Consider the following 211-nt stretch of genomic DNA (forward strand, 5'->3'; position numbering starts at 1 on the left):
TGGAACTCATCATCGTCCCGAAAGGGACCGGCCTCTTCTTCTAGAGACTGTAGATATCCTTCGTCCTCAAACGGGTCATTCGAGGGAAGGCCAGGCTCAAGGATCTCGTGTTGTGTCCGGGGCGCCTGCTGAGGCTCGTGTGAGGGGTGTTCACTTTCCGCGACAGGAGGCTCAGGCTCCGTCACGGTTGGTTGGGGCATGTCAGCAGAAG

At 58.3% G+C, this 211-nt stretch carries 1 pseudogene; it reads right to left on the reverse strand.

What is annotated here, in order from left to right:
• Window positions 1-211: pseudogene (locus R5H23_RS17055) on the reverse strand (hypothetical protein); the annotation flags it as partial.

The sequence above is a fragment of the Gluconobacter sp. GP1 genome, assembly GCF_032913585.1.
In the GTDB taxonomy this organism is placed as follows: domain Bacteria; phylum Pseudomonadota; class Alphaproteobacteria; order Acetobacterales; family Acetobacteraceae; genus Gluconobacter; species Gluconobacter cerinus.